Here is a 17,776-nt window from a genome sequence, read left to right on the forward strand (position 1 = left end):
GTGGAACTATATTGAAAAAGAAACTGATTGGGGCAGGCCAAAGGTTGTTCATTATTTTGAAACACAACGTGCAGACGAACATCGAGGTGGGGCTGGGATTTTAACCCCGATCATTCAACGCCTGAAAATGATTATTAAATATGATCAAACAGAAATGGACGCAGCGGTTTTAAATGCGTTCCTTGTTTCCTCTTTGCTTATTTGGGGAACATTGAATATTTCAGTTTATGGGCAATGGCATTTTAGTCTGATTACATAGGGTGTTTTTCGGCAATCAATCTCTACGTGCTTTCCAGAATATTGAGGGGGATAGAGAAAAATTAAGAATCTCTTTGAAATCCTGCGTTGGTGGTGGGAAGGTAATGTGGAATGGATCAGGCTGCATGACACGTGGGTAATACCAGCCATGGCTATATGTATTTCAGCTTCTCGTCATTCGCGCTTTGATAGTATTAATAAAACTATTAATAAGAAAGTAATTTCAATAAATTTGTTGTTACATTAAAGTACTGATATAATATAAATGTTGTTAAATATTTAAAACAACAAATTTAATATAATTTATAATTATAAAAAATAGTTTTTATTCAATAAAAAAGAGATTAATATTATGGCTACAATTAGAGATAATGATGTGTATTTCAATCTTCCTTCTGGTTATAACATTGTCAGTGGTAAATACATAGTAACAGGTAGTAGTGTCACTGGTGGGCAACCAAGTGATGTTCAAAAAGGATCGGTTCTTACCTGTGGAAGTGATGGTAGATTTCGCTTTAGAGTTGGACGAAAAGGGTCTGGCGCTGTTGCAAATTGGTTCAATAGTCAAGTAGACACTGCCAAAAATACAACTTTTGGTCATGCTGCAGGCAGTTTAAATTTTGCCTTTATTGGAACACTTGAGCTGACTATTCAAAGTAGTAAGGAAACTAAAAATTACCAATTTAGTGATGTTGTTTTGGCTCAAGGTAAGTCTGGTTCTTCTAACAATTGGTGGTTCGGTGGCAAAAATTGTGAGCGTATTGGTGATAATCAAGTAAAAATGTTAAGTGCAGATAAATCTGTGCAGCTTACATGTCAGCGTGGTGGTAATGATGTCAGTACTGTGTTTGTTACAGAAATATCTATTAATAGAATATGGATGAAGGATATTGCTGATGATAAATATATAGATCAATTAAATATTCCAGGAACGCACGATACATGCACTTATACTGCAGGAGATGCAGAAGCTTTTGGTTTTGTAAAAACTCAATCTTTAGATATTTTAAGTCAATTACATGCAGGCATACGTTATTTAGATATACGGTGTCGTCATATTGCAGACCGTTTTACTATCCATCATGGGATAGTATATCTGAATTTAAATTTTGATAATGTATTAAATGACTGTATAAAATTTCTAAAAAATAACCCAACAGAAACGATTTTGATGCAAGTCAAAAAAGAGCATACTGAAGAGGGTAATACATCAGGACGGACTTTTTATGATACATTTAAGTATTATATTGCAGAATATCAAAAGAGTAACCCAAATTTATTTTATTTAGAAAATACTATTCCTCGATTAAAAGATGTGCGTGGAAAAATTGTTGTGATACGTCGCTTTGATATTGATGATAATAGAATAGTATGTGGTGTTAATACTCCTTATGAAGATAATGCGACTTTTTCTGTTGATGTTGGCAATGGAACTGTAGAAATTCAGGATGAATATGATTTTTCAAATGTAAATAATAAATGGTCCGCTATAGATAGACTCTTGAGTCAGTCAAAAAATAAAAATATGAACCAACGCCAGTGGTTTATTAATTATACGAGTGCTGCAATTAGCTTGAACGCTGGTAATGTTTTCTCTGGAGATACCCCTCGAGGGATTGCAGAGCGAATTAATCCGAAGCTTTCTTCTTACATGGGTAATAATTTGCAAGCATTTTTAGGAACAATTATTATAGATTTTCCAGAAAATCCTAGTTTGGATTCAACGGTTGATCAAATTATTAACAGAAATTTTAAATAAATAATTTGCAAGAAGCCACCCATGACGGGTGGCTTTCTACTTCAGAATTATGCGAACCAGTCAAAGGTGGTGTTGGTTTGTAAGGTTTTTAGAGGTTCCTAGGTGCGCGCCGATAAAGGTATTAAATGTGTTGTCGTCAAGAAAATTAATTTTTCCAGAGGTAGAAAAGTAATGTGGAATGTATAAAGTTTCATGATCCTTGGGTAATATCAGTTGTGGCAATTAGTATCCCGATGTCGTTCGTTATCCGTGCAATTTGTGTATTGCTTAGAACATGGCGGGGGGTAATAATAGATATTTTTTATATATGAATTATAATCAGAATAATTTTCATGTAAAATATATGGCAGTGAATTTAGTTTATACAAAAAAGATGGCTTAAGAAAGTTGACTTTATTTTGTAGTATTGATAGAATTTTCTAGGAAAGAATTGTGTTCAATTATAAAAAACCAAGCATAATTTATCAATTTTTTTCTTATTTTTTGAGTGTATATAATTATTCTTATGTTATAGGATTCAAAAGGTCATACCTTTTAACAATAGCTCTTTAGTTTTGAATAATAAAAATTATAATAGGTTAAAATTTATTAATGAAAATCGAAGCTGTAGATCTATTTTGTGGAGCTGGGGGGCTCACAGCTGGTTTAATTAGGTCTGGTATCAATGTAAAGGCAGGTTATGATATAGCTGATGAGTGTCGTTTTGCTTATGAGTTTAATAATCGGGTTCCGTTCATAAATAAAGATGTAGCAGGAGTAATAGCTACAGAAATCGCGTCTTGGTATTCAAAAGGTAGTATTAGGCTTTTAGCGGGTTGTGCACCTTGCCAACCGTTTTCTACTTATAATTTGGGGAAAGACACTACTACTGACCAAAAATGGCCATTACTTTATCATTTTTCAAGATTAATTAAAGAGATCGAACCTGAATTGGTAACAATGGAAAATGTTCCTAATATTGTAAAACATAAAGTTTATCAAGATTTTATAGCTCAATTAGAAAATCTTGGTTATATGATTTCAGCAGAGGAAGTGTCTTGTTTAAATTATGGTATTCCGCAGACACGTAGTCGTCACGTGTTACTTGCCTCTAAGATTGGAAAGGTGGAGTTAATTCCGCCTACTCATGGTAAACCTGTGACTGTTCGTAACACAATATCAAAACTAGAACCGTTACTTGCTGGTCAAACTTCTTTAAAGGATTCACTTCATAAATCTTCGAAACTAGATGAAAAAAATCTACAACGCATCATGTATTCAAAACCAGGGGGAACGTGGATGGACTGGCCTGTTAGTCTGCGTGCAGAATGCCATAAAAAAAAATCTGGTAAAACTTATACTTCTGTTTATGGACGAATGGAATGGGACAAGCCAGCTCCAACAATGACAACTTTATGTTATGGGTTTGGAAATGGTCGATTTGGACACCCTGATCAAGATAGAGCTATTAGTCTTAGAGAAGCAGCTTTATTTCAAACATTCCCAGATTGTTATAAATTTACAGAATTATCCAAAGCAGTAAATTTTAGAAAAGTTGGGAGAATGATTGGTAATGCAGTGCCTGTACGTTTAGGAGAGGTTATAGGATTATCTTTTAGGAACATTCTCTAAATAATATTCATTTTGAAGGTAAGAATCAATACTTGAAAACAAGCTGTTAAGTAATTGAGTGGTGGATACAAGGAGTTCTGGTAACTCATTCAATGCCAATCCTGAGCTCGCTTCGTTAAAAGCTTGGTTGCCATGAGCAAGATCATTTCGTATATTTTTTATTTGAAGAATATGTTTGCGCTCGTATGATTTATTTTTGTATGGTTTAATTTCAATACCTAATTTTTTTTGAGCCATATCGTCTATTAACTTGCAATCTATATTACCATTAAATAGTTTTTTTTATCATACCCTTTGGTTATGATTGGAAAAAAAGCATTTTTTTTGAGCCAGAATATTACTTATATTTTCATTGCTTGATTGTGGCATAATGATCCCCAATAAAAAATCTATAAACTTTATGCTAATCAAATTTAAATTATTTGGCAATTCTACTACTATATATAAATAGCACTAGTTAGTTTTTTCAAAAACTTTGGGTACGTATAAAGGTAGAAATAAATTATTTTTCATCCGTTGAAATGGTTTTTTATGCCCAAAATGTAATGCACAAAAGAAAATGCTAGTTAAGTAGGGCTTTCCTTTCATTTTCGTCAATCCGTGAAAAGGGTATTATCTTTCCCTACATCTGGAAAATTAGTTTTTATAACATTACAAAAATAGGTTTTTTACGGTTTACCGAAAAACCTAATTACAGAGAAAAATAACACTTCAAAATTTTCATTAAAAATCAACTTAGGAAATCAACATGTCTAACATCACAGATGGGATTTATATTCCACACCTAAAATATGAAATTTTAACCCCAGCTTTGAATCATTTGGGGCTTGGTGGTTCTCGCGCCATTAACCAGGTCACTAGCACTTTTTTGCCCGAAGGGTATGCAAGGGGGTATACTTATTCAAAGCAACTTGGTAATGGCCCAGCTGTGGGTGTGATGCAAATGGAGCTGACGACTTATAATGATGTATGGAAGAATTTCTTAAGCACTCCAAGCGCAGTCACTTGGCTGCGTTATTAAAGAATATTGCAGGAGCTTTCAATACAGATAATAATGGTATACCCAAACCAGAGGTAATAACGGGCAATATTTTCTTTGCTGCGGCTATGTGTCGTGTGTTTTATTTACGTGTTAGTGAAGCCTTACCATTGGCTAGTGATGCTACTGGAATGACCCAGTTTCATAAGAAATATTAATACAACTCTTGATAAAGCTGATCCAGTAGCAAAAAAGACCGTTTCCAGCAGGCGATTGATGCTTAAAACCAATCAATACAAACTTTATATTTATTTATAGTGGCTAGCCAAGATCTGCTTTTTCTTTATCTTGTTTATAAATAATGTGCCAGAGATAAGAGAATTTTTCTATGAATTTTATTTTTGAAATTGTTTAGATTAAATATTCTTGCAATAAAAAAACAAAGTTATGAATTGATTATTAGTTATTTTCAGCTTCGTTAGAACGTTCTTATCGCCTTAAGGTTAAAATAGGTGATTCGATACATTAATTTTGGTGTAAAAGTTGGTGTAAATTTATTAATTTTTATCAACTTTTACCTCTTATTATCAACGTTTCGATTGTATAGGATATAAGAGAATACTGCGATTTTTAATGGCGGACCCGACGAGATTCGAACTCACGACCTTCGCCTTCGGAGGGCGACGCTCTATCCAGCTGAGCTACGGGTCCATTATACTGTTAAAACCGTTTAAGACGGTAATATTTCCTTTTAGAAAAAATATAAGGATCATGCAAGCGGTTTATTGAACTTGTTTAATCGAAGGTAAATTCCATTTAAATCTTAAGGATAATAAACGAATAGAGCTGCAGATTAAAATAGCAAGCCAAGGAGCAAGTGCAGGGCTGATAATATTTTTCTCTCCAAGTAGCTGAATAATCGCGCCACTAATAGCAGCAGAAGCATAAATTTCTTTGGTTAATACAGAGGGAATGGTTGTGGTTAAGGTGTCTCTTAGTACTCCCCCACCAACAGCAGTAACAACCCCTAGTAAAATGGCAAGCTCGCTACTTCCAGTAAAGAAATAGGCTTTATGAGCTCCAAATGAGGCAAAAAATCCAAGGCCGATAGCATCGAAAAATAAGGTTGGATGATTAAGCCTCAGTAACAATCTTTGAAAAAAAGCACATAAAAAAATTGATAAAATAACGATCACTAAATATTCTATATTAACCAAACCTACAGGAGGAAAAGAACCAATACAAATATCACGAATAACCCCTCCACCACAGGCGGTAAGAAAGGAAATGACAAAGACACCAAAAATGTCAAGATTACGATTAATAGCAGCTAATGCACCACTGATGGCAAAAGCAAAGGTTCCTATTAAATCGACATAGTGGAAAAAGTCATAATTCATATTGGTTTTAAAGCTTTATTAAAAGTGCAAACTAGAATGCTTGTTTGTTTAAAACAGATCAGAACTTTCAAGTTCTTGTAACGTAGGCATTCCCCCTTGAGCCCCAGAGCGGGTGACAGATAAAGCAGAAGCTTGCAGTGCTTTTTTTATTGCCCCTTCGACACCAAGATGTAAAAAACAACAAAAAGCGCCACAAAAAGTATCTCCTGCACCTGTGCTGTCAACTACTTTGACTGAATAAGCAGGTAAATGCTCTAATTGTTGATTTTTGTTTTTAAATAGAACGCCTTTGCTGCCCCATGTCATAATAATAGGGGGGGGGGAGTTCATGATAATATCTTCTGGAGTATTAAATTTATCATTGCCAAGCGCAATAATTTCATGCTCGTTAGGCAAAAGATAACTTATTTTGTCAGTAACTTCTTTTGGTAAAGGGCGCATAGGCGCAGGGTTAAGTACGATAATTTTATTAAGATTATGTGCAATTTTAATGGCTTTAATCTGTGCATCAAGTGGAATTTCTTGTTGCAGTAAAATAATATCGTTTTTTTCAATGAGTGAGGTAGCATGAATAATATCTTGAGGCGTAATTGTGTTATTAGCTCCATCCGTTACAATAATATGATTTTCATTTTGAGAACGTGTAATCAAGGCTGTAGCAGAAGGTTTGTCTTTTCGAATTAAAACATGATCCGTATTAATATGATGTGCCTGAAGGTTCTTAAAAAGCATATCACCAAAATTATCTTGTCCCAACGCCCCTAGCATAGTGACTTTTGCACCCAGTTTCGCAGCAGCAACAGCTTGATTATTTCCCTTCCCACCGCAGCTAACATGCAAAGGGCCTCCTAATAAGGTTTCTCCTGGTTGAGGGAAACGATCAACATCAGTTTCCAAATCAGCGTTAAGGCTGCCGATAACAAGAATGTGATTCATGTTAAAATCCTTTGCAAGAAATAAAAATATTATTAAAATTCAATTTTAGCTTAATAAAGGCATTATAAGTAATTTTATATGAATATATTCGAACTTATCTGTCCAGTAGGTAAAAATAATTTTACTTAAAATAAAGGAATATCATGTTATGTTTGAAATAAATATAACGAATTTATTTGAAATTTCTTTAATTTGACGTATATTAATAAACAGGATTATATTGGTGCTATTAATTATGTTTTAGCAAAGTATGATCATTTTAAACAACTTTTATGGAGTTATAGTACCGAATGGCTTATAAAACGGTTAATCCTTTCACAAACAAAGAAGTCAAATCTTTTACATCATTAACAGAACAAGAAGTTACTGCAAAAATTGATCAAGCAGATGCTTGTTATAAAGAATGGCGTAAAACTGATTTTGCAACACGTCGTGCAGTGATGAAAAAAGCTGCAACCATTATGCGTGAAAATAAAGCAAAATTTGCAGGCCTTGTTACTTTGGAAATGGGCAAATTAATTTCTGATGCTGAGGGTGAAGTCGATTTAACAGCTGATATTTTTGATTATTATGCTGATAATGCAGAAGAATTCCTAGCTCCTGAAATATTAAAACCAAAAGATGGTAGAAAAGCATATGTTGAACATGATTCTATTGGGATCATTTTATGCGTTGAGCCTTGGAACTTTCCATATTACCAATTAGTACGTGTAGCAGCTACAAATCTTATGGCTGGTAACGTTGTGATGGTAAAACATGCTTCTATCGTTCCTCAATGTGCTGAAGCATTCGAACAATTAATGTTAGATGCAGGTGCGCCAAAAGGTGCATATACAAATCTATTCGTAGATTCAAAACATATTGCTGCAATTATTCACGATCGTCGTATTCGTGGTGTAGCAGTAACAGGCAGTGAAAAAGCAGGTGCTTCTGTTGCTGGTGAAGCTGGTAAAGCTTTGAAAAAATCTACTATGGAATTGGGTGGCAGTGATGCTTTCATCGTTCTGGAAGATGCAGATTTAGATAAAGCCTGTAAATGGGGTATCTGGGGACGTATGAACAACACAGGACAATGTTGTGTTGCCGCAAAACGTTTCATTGTTGTTGAATCTGTTGCAGATAAATTGTTAAAACAATTAACAGAATGTCTATCTAATTTAAAAGCTGGGGATCCAATGGATCGCAGCACAACACTTGGACCATTATCTTCTGAAGAAGCAGCAAAAGAAATTGCTGAATTAACAGCAACTGCTATTAAACATGGTGCGAAAGCTGTTGTTGGTGGTAAACGTCCAGATATGCCAGGTGCATTTATGGAAGCAACCATTTTAACAAATATTACCAAAGAAAACCCTGTATTTTACAGAGAATTCTTCGGGCCTGTTATTATGTTCTTTACAGTTCCTGATGAAAAAGCAGCTATTGCTCTTGCGAATGATTCAGAGTTTGGATTGGGCGGAACTGTATTCTCTAATAATATTGAACGCGCACAAAAAGTTGCAAGTCAAATTGATACAGGGATGGTCTTTATTAACCGTCCAACATGGACAAGTCCAGACCTTCCATTCGGTGGCGTAAAACACTCTGGTTATGGTCGTGAGCTTTCAAAAGAAGGCATTATGGAATTTGTAAATCGTAAATTGATTTATATTGAAAACAAAGGCTAATATTTAATTATATACTTGTGTAATTAAATATCAGACGGTAAGTTTTAAAGAAGGATTGGTAATAAAACCAATCCTTCTTTTTTATTAAATAGATGGTTTTCAAAATTATGGTCTCTTTTGTTGAAAAACGACATCAATTTTTGCGTTGTGGGATTGCATTTGGCCAAGATCGTTGTTTAGAAATTGGTGCTTTGGTTGATCCAGTCTTGCGTCGTCAGGATGGAAATATTTTTTATGCAGATCATTTGTCAACGGAAAATTTGAAAAAACAATTTTCATGGGATAAAAAATTTAATTTTGAACGTTTAGTAGAAGTGGATTATGTTTGGGATAATCATCAACCTTTGAAAGAATGTGTAAAAGGTTCATTTGATTATGTGATAGCTTCTCATGTAGGAGAGCATGTACCTAATTTGATAGGCTGGATTAATCAAATCGGTGATGTTTTAACTCCAAATGGTCAGTTACGTCTTGCCTTGCCAGATGGTCGTTATTCTTTCGATATGAAAAGACAAGAGAGCAGGCTTTCTGATTTGCTTGCTGCATGGATGAAAAAATCGTACTGCCCAGAGACGCATTTAGTATTAGATTTTGCTTTAAATAAAGTCGATGATCAATTAGTGCAAGATATGCATCGTCGTTATATCAAAGATTTTGATGCTTCAGATTTGCCCAGTCAATTTCCGTTTTCAGAAGTTTTAGAATGGGGGGAAAGAACGCTTAACCCTAATCATTATGAAGATGTTCATTGCTGGGTATTACATTTAAACTTATTAGCTCGCTTTATGATTATTTTATCAAAAAATAATTTGATTAAAATGGCTTGTGCTGGATGGCATGATATTGATCCTCCTAATACTTATGAATTTATAGTTTACTTGACACCAGAGATGGATACGGAAAAGCGTGTTGCAAGTTGGGAAGATTTATACATACAAACTAAAAAAGCAACAGTTTCTTATGATAACTTAACACAAGAAACTATTGAGTTGTTCAAACAAGAAAATATTCAATTAAGAGAAGAACTTAATTCAATGTATGCATCTTCATCATGGCGCATAACAGCTCCGTTACGCGCGATAATGAAGAGATTAAAGCGCTAGTTATTTTTGAGGTCTACCCACGGAGTGATATTGAATTCCTTGATCTTTCATAACTCTAGGGTTGTAAATATTACGCAAATCAATCACTAGAGGTTGTTTCATCCAACTTTTTAGATTGTTAGTTGATAAAGAACGGAATTCATTCCATTCGGTTAAAATAACCAAAGCATCAGCATCAGTTGCTGCATCTTGGATACTATTACAATATTGTACAGAACGAGGTAGTAAAGGTTTTGCTTTGTCATTACCAATAGGATCAAAGGCTTTGATAATTGCGCCTTCCTCTACTAAGCGATGAATAATAGGTAAAGATGAGGACTCGCGCATATCATCGGTATCAGGTTTAAAGGTTAGCCCTAAAATAGCAATGGTTTTATTGTTAACGTTGCCTTCACAGAGTTGAATAATACGTCCACTCATACTGGTTTTTCTAGCATCATTAGCCTGGGCGGCCATTTCAATCATACGAACAGGGCTGCCTGCTTCTTGGGCAATACGAATCAAAGCAAGAGTATCTTTTGGAAAACAAGATCCTCCAAAACCAGGACCTGGCTGTAAAAAATATTTTCCAATACGAGGGTCCAGTCCCATACCTTTGGTGATATCCTCGATATTTCCTCCAACTTGCTCACATAAATCTGCTAGTTCGTTGACGTAAGAGAGTTTCATTGCAAGGAAACAATTAGAGGCATATTTCGCAAGTTCAGCACTTTCTAAATTGGTAAATAGAATAGGTGTCTCACGTTGAAATAAAGGTTGGTAAAGGCGTATCATAACATCTTGAGCTTTTTTACCTTGGTCTTCTTTATCTTTTTCAATGCCAATAATTACACGATCAGGATTCATACAATCTTTAATTGCATCGCCTTCACGTAAAAATTCAGGATTTGAGGCTACATCAAATTCAAGGTCAGGATTTTTTTGTCTGATAATTTGTGCGATACGGCGGCTCGTCCCCACAGGAACAGTTGATTTTGTAACAATAACTGCATATTGCTTTAAGTGCGTAGCAATTTGTAATGCGGCTTGATGAACATACGTCATATCCGCGTGACCATCTCCATTACGAGGTGGGGTTCCAACAGCAATGAAAATCGCTTCACATTCAGGAATTGCTTCTTCTATTTTATCAAAGAATTTTAAACGATTTGCTTTAATATTGTTATTGACGAGGATATCCAAACCAGGTTCATATATCGGAATTTTACCTTTTTTTAAAGCATTAAGGCGATCAGGGTTAGTTTCTACAACGTTAACGTTTAATCCAAATTCAGCAAAACATGTTGCTGAGACCAAACCGACATATCCTCCACCAATCATTGCTATACGCACAATTACTCTCCTAGTATGGTTTAAAGGTTTATAAAATAAAATATATCGTGATTTAAGGTTCGGTAAAGAAAAATATTAATAATATGGTAGGTTAAATGAAAAAAGATCATACAAGTCGGCTATTTATATCTAATGGATGACAAGACAAGTATTATTTCATAAATCCAAGAAATATTTTTGTTTTTTGTAATCTTGCGATAATATTTATTTTGTAACAGCTTAACAAAATAGGTAATATGCGATTTACAATTATCATGTTAAGTCTTTTAAGACATAAGTTAACTATGAAAGCAGTTACCGCATTGGTGCTATTTAACAAAAAGAATAATTATCATAAAGGTTGTGTAGTGTGATACGACAATTGAGTAAACCTTTGTTATGGATTGCTTTGTTGGGGCGCATGGTTTTGAATGGCATCCAAGAGGCAGGTGCTTTGGCCTTATTTGCGTTACAAGGTGTTCTAGCTATTTTTTCTCCTCCATTTTATTGGCGCATTTTTGTCGGCAGTATGATTAATATTGGATATTTATCACTACCTGTTGTCGCATTAACAGCGCTTTTCTCAGGAGGGGTGATTGCGTTGCAATCTTATACTGGGATGGCGCAATATCATGTAGATAGTGCAATTGCTAGTATTGTTGTTCTGGCAGTGACTCGTGAATTGGGGCCTGTTTTGGCTGGATTGATGGTGGCTGGACGTGTTGGTGCTGCGATGGCGGCAGAAATTGGCACGATGCAGGTTACCAATCAGATTGATGCTTTGCGAACATTATCAACAAATCCAATTAAATATCTAGTTGCTCCTCGTTTGTTAGCTGCAACGATTGCGCTACCTTTTTTGGTGATTATTGCCGATATTTTAGGGGTCTTGGGTGGATTTACTGTTTCTATCATGAAGCTGGGGTTCACACCCCAAGGATATATTATGGCAACTTTCAACGCTGTTAAACCAATGGATATTACGATTGGGCTGGTTAAGGCAGGCGTATTTGGCTTTTTAATCGCGTTAATGGGATGTTATCATGGGTATCGCAGCAAAGGGGGTGCACAAGGTGTTGGGGCGTCAACAACGGCTGCTGTGGTTGCAGCATCTATTTTGCTCTTAGTTTTTGATTATTTATTAACGGATATTTTCTTTTCAAAATGACCCAATCTGTTCCCAAAATACGTATTCGTAATTTATCTAAATCATTTGGCAGTAATCACGTTTTGCGTGATGTCAGTATGGATGTTGAAGCAGGCACTTCTTTTGTAATTATAGGAGGGTCTGGTAGTGGGAAATCTGTTTTATTACGGTGTATTTTGGGATTAATGGTTCCAGATAGTGGCAGTATTGAAATTGATGGACAAAATATTTTTGATTTGTCCTCTGCACAGCGTAATGAAAAGTTACAACAAATGGGAATGTTGTTTCAAAATGCAGCATTGTTTGACAGTTTACCTATTTGGCAGAATGTAGCATTTGCTTTGTTATATGGTCATCGCAAGAATAAATCAAAAGTTAGTCGTAATGAAGCCTATGATACAGCCTGTCGCGTCCTAGAGTTGGTTGGGTTAGATCCCGATATTGTTGGATATTTGTATCCTGATGAATTATCAGGTGGGATGCAAAAACGAGTTGGTTTGGCCAGGGCGATTGCTTCAAAACCAGAAATTATTTTTTTTGATGAACCAACAACAGGATTAGACCCTATTATGGGTGCTGTTATTGATGAACTGATAAAAAGTTGCGTGGATCAATTAGGCTCGACAGCGATTGCAATCACGCATGATATGGCATCTGCACAGCGTATTGGGGATCATGCGGCTATGTTGTACAAAGGGGAACTTATTTGGCAAGGAAAAGCCAATGAGTTATTAACGACGAATAATCCTTATGTGCATCAGTTTACGCATGGTTTACGTCAAGGGCCTATTAAGGTTGAAACAAAGATAAAATAGAGGTTCTTAGTGGCGAAAAAGCCAATTAAACAATTTGTTTGCCAAAGTTGTGGTTCTGTTTATTCAAAATGGATGGGGCGTTGTGACGCTTGTGGTGAATGGAATACGATTGAGGAAGAACAAGTCCAAGCAACGCCTTTATCTGTTATTGATCATCAACGTGGGCAAAAGATTGTTTTTGCTGGATTAGATGGTGATAGTGCCCCACCACCTCGGCAAGAGGTTGGGATTGCAGAACTTGATCGAGTTTTAGGTGGTGGGTTGGTTCAATCATCAGTTGGTTTGGTTGGTGGCGATCCCGGGATTGGTAAATCGACTTTGTTATTACAAGCTGCGTGTGCTTTATCCAAACAAGGTCGGCGTGTTCTTTATATTTCTGGTGAAGAGTCAATTAATCAGATCAGAATGCGTGCTAATCGTCTGGGGCTAGAAGATAGCGAACAACGCAAAAATATCGAACTGGCAGCTTGTATTAATGTATCGGATATTTTAGCTACTCTAGAAACAGAGCAAAATATTAGCTTGGTGATTATTGATTCAATTCAAACGATGTGGCTGGATAGTATTAATGGAGCCCCTGGAACAGTCAGCCAAGTAAGGGCTTCCGCTTTTGAGCTTATTCGTTTAGCCAAGAAAAAAGAATTTTCCTTGATATTTGTAGGGCATGTGACCAAAGAAGGATCTTTAGCAGGCCCCAGAGTATTAGAACATATGGTCGATGCGGTTCTCTATTTTGAAGGGGATCGTGGACATCAATTCCGTATTTTAAGAGCTGCTAAAAATCGTTTTGGTGCAACGGATGAGATTGGTGTTTTTTCTATGACAGGTGAGGGGCTGGTTGAGGTTTCTAACCCATCGGCTCTATTCCTTGCAGAACGTCATGGAAATATTGCAGGCTCAGCCGTTTTTGCGGGACTTGAAGGAACACGCCCTGTTTTATTAGAAGTACAAGCTTTATTGGCTCCTAAAGCCGGAGATTCAGCACCTAGACGCACCGTTATAGGGTGGGACGGTACGCGTTTAAATATGTTGTTAGCTATTTTGGAAACACGATGTGCTTTGCGGTTTAATAGTGTTGATGTGTATTTAAACATGGCAGGTGGTTTGCGTATCAGTGAACCCGCAGCTGATTTAGCCGTTGCAGCAGCATTAGTTTCAGCCCTTACACGACAACCGACTTCTCCTGGTTCTGTTTTTTTCGGTGAGATTGGATTGTCTGGTGAAGTCCGCCAAGTTCCTCAAGCAGATCTTCGCGTCAAAGAAGCGCATAAATTAGGTTTTGATGAGATTATTTTGCCTAAACGTATTGCTAGAGGAAATACAAAACTATCAACGCCTAAAGGATTGCGATTGGTAGAAACTGGGCATATTACGGATTTGGTTTCTCAATTTATTGATAAACAAGGAATAGAAGCGTCGAAATAAGTTTTTAAAAACGATATCGATACAATCTAAAGTAGTAAAAACTATATATCTTTCATAAAAAATCAATTATAGATAGAAAATTTAATTGACTATATGTGCTTTTCACGCTAGTTCTCGATTAATTGCGTGGGATTTATAAATGATAGCTTGAAACATTAGTAACCCATTATAATAATAAATAATAAAATGATAATAATAAATAATAAGATGTTAATTAGTTTAAGTTTTTATTTTAAAAATAGGTATATATATGTCTGAAAAAGAAGAAAATTTTGCAGTTGCGTTAGATAGCACCGATTTCCCTGTTGATGATAGTGTATTTAATACCAATAAATCAAATGGTGCAGTGTACCCTGATGGAAATCTTCCAACATCGAATGTTAGTATAGCAGAGGATACAGAGTATAATCTTGTTCCTTCACCGAGTGGTGTTGCATCTGTTATTGATCAATTAACTTTTGATTATGCCAGTGGTGTTACTACACAGTTCAAGTTGGTGTTTAAAGGGTGGGGTACGGGTGCACAGACACAGAATCCACAACAAATAACTAATAGTACTTTTAGTTTTTCTGGTCAGCCTGTTTCCCTTGTTTTTGGTGAGTTTATGAAACTGACTGGAAATACGTTTAATTTGGCAGCTGGGTCTACAATCCAACTTACCGAATATTATAATAGCAGCTCTGGGTTAGCCATAGGTGCGAATGCGCAGGGTTTCCTTAATAATAATGTAACTCTTGGCGATAATTCAAAGCTTTCACTTGTGCTTGATACATCTTACCTTGATGCAAAGGGTGCTGGGTATTTAAATGGATACCAATTTTCAGGAAATACATTTACCTTTGGTAATAATGTTGATGTTAATTTAAGTCCTGGAACGGATACGTTAGGTTATGCTGTGGCTGGTAACTCGACACCAGGTACCACAAAGCCCTCTTATAGTAATAATACTTTTTATTTGGGGGAGAATAATACCCTTACCTTTGGTGAGACATATACTGCTGCGGATTCAAATATTATCTATGCTGGTACAGGCAGTACAATTAATTTCCAAAGTCTTCATTCCGATGCTTGGAATTCCCAATCGAACACTGGATTATTCAATGCTAATTCATGGAATAGTAACAATCAGTTTATTTTTAACGAAGGTGTTAGCAACGTAACTGTTAATGTTGATCCTTATTTTAATATGAACTTGAAGACGTGGGATACTGGCATCAACGGAACGGTTAATTTTTCTGGTAAGATGATGGGTTCAACATCAGGCTATGATCAAACTAAGTTTCCGGATGCTACTACTGTTAACATAGGAGAAGGATCGGCTTTTAATATCACGGGTCCTTATGCTTCTGTTAATTTTACAACTTTTAATATTGGCAAGGGTGGTTCTCTTAATATCGGTCAAGATGTGATGGTTCCTACTTCCCGTAATTATAATTATGTAAGTTCGAATCCTACAGTTAATAAGAATGGTAACACTGGAACCGTCCTTAATAGCGATAATGCTACAACGCAGAACTCAACGTGGGGTATTTTTAACTCGACGGTTAACTTTGCGGACGGAGATTCCAGTTCTACGTTAACTCTTGGTAATTCAACCCTTAAAGGTGGTAAAGAGATTACTTATCTTTTAGACATCCAAGGGATGGATAAAGACCATGGACGTTTTTTATTAGAAAACTTGAATGGTTTCCAACTTGATACTGTTGTATTTTTCAATCAATTAAACGGTACGGATAATGGACACAGTCCATATATTCAACTTAATTTTAAGAATGATGCCGGTGAAACAGCCATTATTAATTTGAATGTGGACATGCAAGGACAAGTAAACATAGTTCAAACAACAGATGGATCTGGTGGAGTAGCTTATTATCTTTCAGTTTGTTTTAATCAAGGTACATTAATTCAAACTATTGATGGTGTGAAAGCAGTTGAAGCCCTCCGAAGGGGAGACTTGGTCAAAACCAAGGGCGGGGCTCGAGCGGTCAGTTGGGTTGGACATAAAACAAAGGAAACAGGCACTTCCAGTAGAAAAGAAGATTTCTTGGTTTTAATTAAGAAGGATGCTTTAGCTGATAATGTTCCCTCAAGAGATTTGCGAGTAACTGGAGAACATTGTTTATATTTAGAAGATAAATTAGTTCCTGCACGTATGTTGGTCAATGGTAGAAGCATTGTTTATGATTTTGAAACCACATCTTATACGATTTGGCATGTTGAATGTGCTGCACATCAAGTGATTTTTGCTGAGAATGTTGCAGTTGAAAGTTATCTAGACACGGGTAATAGATATACATTTGAAGGATGTGATAATGTTATGCCTTTGAAAAATGCACAAAAATGGTATTCTGAGGCTGTTGCCGATCTTTGCACAAATGTATCTTTTGTTGAACCGATCTGGAATCGCATCAATCAACGTGCAGTTGATATGAATGTTGCAGCACCAGTGGAAACACGTGATGATGATATACAACCCAATATTTACTTGTGTATAGATAATGGACAAGAAATCTATCCTGTTGATGTACAAGACCAAGTTTATACATTTGTTTTGGATAAACCAACGGACTTTGTCAGCATTATGTCTTATGTTGCAAGCCCAGAAGATGTTTACGGTAGTTTTGTTGATGACCGTCGTGAATTGGGGATCGCAGTAGGATGTATCCAAATGATCTCTGCTGATGGCCGTAAAGTGAATATTGACCATCATTTGTCTAATGGCAAAGAAGTTGGTTGGTATGATTTGGAAGGTCAAGGTGTACAATATCGATGGACCAAAGGATGTGCCTATTTGCCATTGAATGTTGATGTAAGTGTTGATCAGAAATACACATTACGCGTTCAGGTTATTTCTACATTACCTAAATACTTTAAGAAAACAGTTAAATATGATTTCTTATTTAAAAAAGCTTCCTAATTAATAAACTTTCTTGAAAAAGGCCGTATATATTTAATATACGGCCTTTTTTATTGATATTTAACACAAAGTAAAAGGCTGTAATATTCCTTATTCATTACTAGCCAAGTAGCCAGACAAAGTTAATATTTTTAATATTGCATAGGGTAGCACGAGTTTAAATATGTTCTGGCGATTTCAGAAATAGGCGTTCTTTAGGATTTAATAGCGTTGATGTGTATTTGAATATGGCTGGAGGGTTAAGATTAGCGAACCTGCGGCTGATTTAGTAGTGGCAGCTGTATTGGTCTACACCAACCAGCTTCTCTAGGTTTGTTTGGTTAAATTGGATTGTCTGGTGAGATCAGGCAAGTTCCTCAAGCGGATCTTCGGGTAAAGAAAGCCCATAAATTAGGATTTTAGGATTTGATGAGATTATTTTATCTAAACGTGTCGTTAAGGGAAATAT

The 17,776-nt window shown here is 35.9% G+C and carries 14 protein-coding genes, 1 tRNA gene and 1 pseudogene; 11 read left to right on the top strand and 5 right to left on the bottom strand.

What is annotated here, in order from left to right:
* The 3 genes from QMN76_RS10375 to QMN76_RS10385 form a co-directional block, all read left to right on the top strand.
* A partial coding sequence (locus QMN76_RS10375) for a phage portal protein (protein WP_282066017.1) occupies positions 1-259 on the top strand: 259 nt, incomplete at its 5' end.
* 351 nt (positions 260-610) lie between these two features.
* Positions 611-2,017, top strand: a complete 1,407-nt coding sequence (locus QMN76_RS10380; RefSeq protein ID WP_282024349.1) for a phosphatidylinositol-specific phospholipase C — start codon at positions 611-613, stop codon at positions 2,015-2,017.
* Between the two features lie 591 nt (positions 2,018-2,608).
* On the top strand, positions 2,609-3,628 hold the full coding sequence (locus tag QMN76_RS10385) for a DNA cytosine methyltransferase (protein ID WP_034340956.1): 1,020 nt from the start codon (positions 2,609-2,611) through the stop codon (positions 3,626-3,628).
* On the opposite strand, the pseudogene QMN76_RS10390 reads toward QMN76_RS10385, so the two are convergent.
* A pseudogene (locus QMN76_RS10390) lies at positions 3,605-3,892 on the bottom strand (MAE_28990/MAE_18760 family HEPN-like nuclease); the annotation flags it as partial. The gene QMN76_RS10385 and the pseudogene QMN76_RS10390 sit on opposite strands and share 24 nt — an antisense overlap.
* 484 nt (positions 3,893-4,376) lie before the next feature.
* On the opposite strand from QMN76_RS10390, the gene QMN76_RS10395 reads away from it, so the two are divergent.
* Positions 4,377-4,649: a hypothetical protein gene (locus tag QMN76_RS10395; RefSeq protein WP_282024351.1), complete on the top strand. Its 273-nt coding sequence runs from the start codon at positions 4,377-4,379 to the stop codon at positions 4,647-4,649.
* Positions 4,634-4,825 carry a hypothetical protein gene (locus QMN76_RS10400; RefSeq protein ID WP_051462120.1) on the top strand — a complete coding sequence of 64 codons (192 nt, stop codon included), beginning with the start codon at positions 4,634-4,636 and terminating at the stop codon, positions 4,823-4,825. The genes QMN76_RS10395 and QMN76_RS10400 overlap by 16 nt, the downstream gene beginning before the upstream one ends.
* Before the next feature lie 416 nt (positions 4,826-5,241).
* Here QMN76_RS10400 and QMN76_RS10405 read toward each other — a convergent pair.
* From QMN76_RS10405 to QMN76_RS10415, 3 genes are all read right to left on the bottom strand, one after another.
* A tRNA-Arg gene (locus QMN76_RS10405) sits at positions 5,242-5,318 on the bottom strand.
* Between the two features lie 71 nt (positions 5,319-5,389).
* Positions 5,390-6,007, bottom strand: coding sequence for a trimeric intracellular cation channel family protein (locus QMN76_RS10410; RefSeq protein WP_034340951.1), 618 nt, complete (start codon positions 6,005-6,007; stop codon positions 5,390-5,392).
* 48 nt (positions 6,008-6,055) lie between these two features.
* Positions 6,056-6,943 carry a ribokinase gene (locus tag QMN76_RS10415; RefSeq protein ID WP_282024355.1) on the bottom strand — a complete coding sequence of 296 codons (888 nt, stop codon included), beginning with the start codon at positions 6,941-6,943 and terminating at the stop codon, positions 6,056-6,058.
* Between the two features lie 290 nt (positions 6,944-7,233).
* On the opposite strand from QMN76_RS10415, the gene QMN76_RS10420 reads away from it, so the two are divergent.
* Positions 7,234-8,610: an NAD-dependent succinate-semialdehyde dehydrogenase gene (locus QMN76_RS10420; RefSeq protein WP_282024357.1), complete on the top strand. Its 1,377-nt coding sequence runs from the start codon at positions 7,234-7,236 to the stop codon at positions 8,608-8,610.
* A gap of 107 nt (positions 8,611-8,717) precedes the next feature.
* Positions 8,718-9,713, top strand: a complete 996-nt coding sequence (locus QMN76_RS10425) for a methyltransferase domain-containing protein (protein WP_282024359.1) — start codon at positions 8,718-8,720, stop codon at positions 9,711-9,713.
* Here QMN76_RS10425 and QMN76_RS10430 read toward each other — a convergent pair whose 3' ends face one another.
* Positions 9,714-11,033 carry a UDP-glucose dehydrogenase family protein gene (locus QMN76_RS10430; protein WP_034340988.1) on the bottom strand — a complete coding sequence of 440 codons (1,320 nt, stop codon included), beginning with the start codon at positions 11,031-11,033 and terminating at the stop codon, positions 9,714-9,716. It lies immediately after the preceding gene.
* A 412-nt stretch (positions 11,034-11,445) separates the two neighbouring features.
* Here QMN76_RS10430 and QMN76_RS10435 point away from each other — a divergent pair, with 412 nt between their 5' ends.
* The 4 genes from QMN76_RS10435 to QMN76_RS10450 all read left to right on the top strand — a co-directional run bounded on the left by QMN76_RS10435 (position 11,446) and on the right by QMN76_RS10450 (position 17,328).
* Complete coding sequence (locus QMN76_RS10435; protein WP_152534214.1) at positions 11,446-12,192, top strand: MlaE family ABC transporter permease; 747 nt, start codon at positions 11,446-11,448, stop codon at positions 12,190-12,192.
* Positions 12,189-12,986 (top strand): ABC transporter ATP-binding protein, encoded by a 798-nt coding sequence (locus QMN76_RS10440; RefSeq protein WP_282024360.1) that lies wholly within the window; start codon positions 12,189-12,191, stop codon positions 12,984-12,986. The genes QMN76_RS10435 and QMN76_RS10440 overlap by 4 nt, the downstream gene beginning before the upstream one ends.
* Positions 12,987-12,995: 9 nt before the next feature.
* Entirely contained in the window at positions 12,996-14,411 is a 1,416-nt protein-coding gene (gene radA, locus QMN76_RS10445; RefSeq protein WP_282024362.1) for a DNA repair protein RadA, read from the top strand.
* 250 nt (positions 14,412-14,661) lie between these two features.
* Positions 14,662-17,328 carry a Hint domain-containing protein gene (locus QMN76_RS10450; protein ID WP_282066018.1) on the top strand — a complete coding sequence of 889 codons (2,667 nt, stop codon included), beginning with the start codon at positions 14,662-14,664 and terminating at the stop codon, positions 17,326-17,328.
* Positions 17,329-17,776 lie beyond the last annotated feature (448 nt).

It is taken from the genome of Commensalibacter papalotli (ex Botero et al. 2024) (assembly GCF_947179115.1).
GTDB lineage: Bacteria > Pseudomonadota > Alphaproteobacteria > Acetobacterales > Acetobacteraceae > Commensalibacter > Commensalibacter papalotli.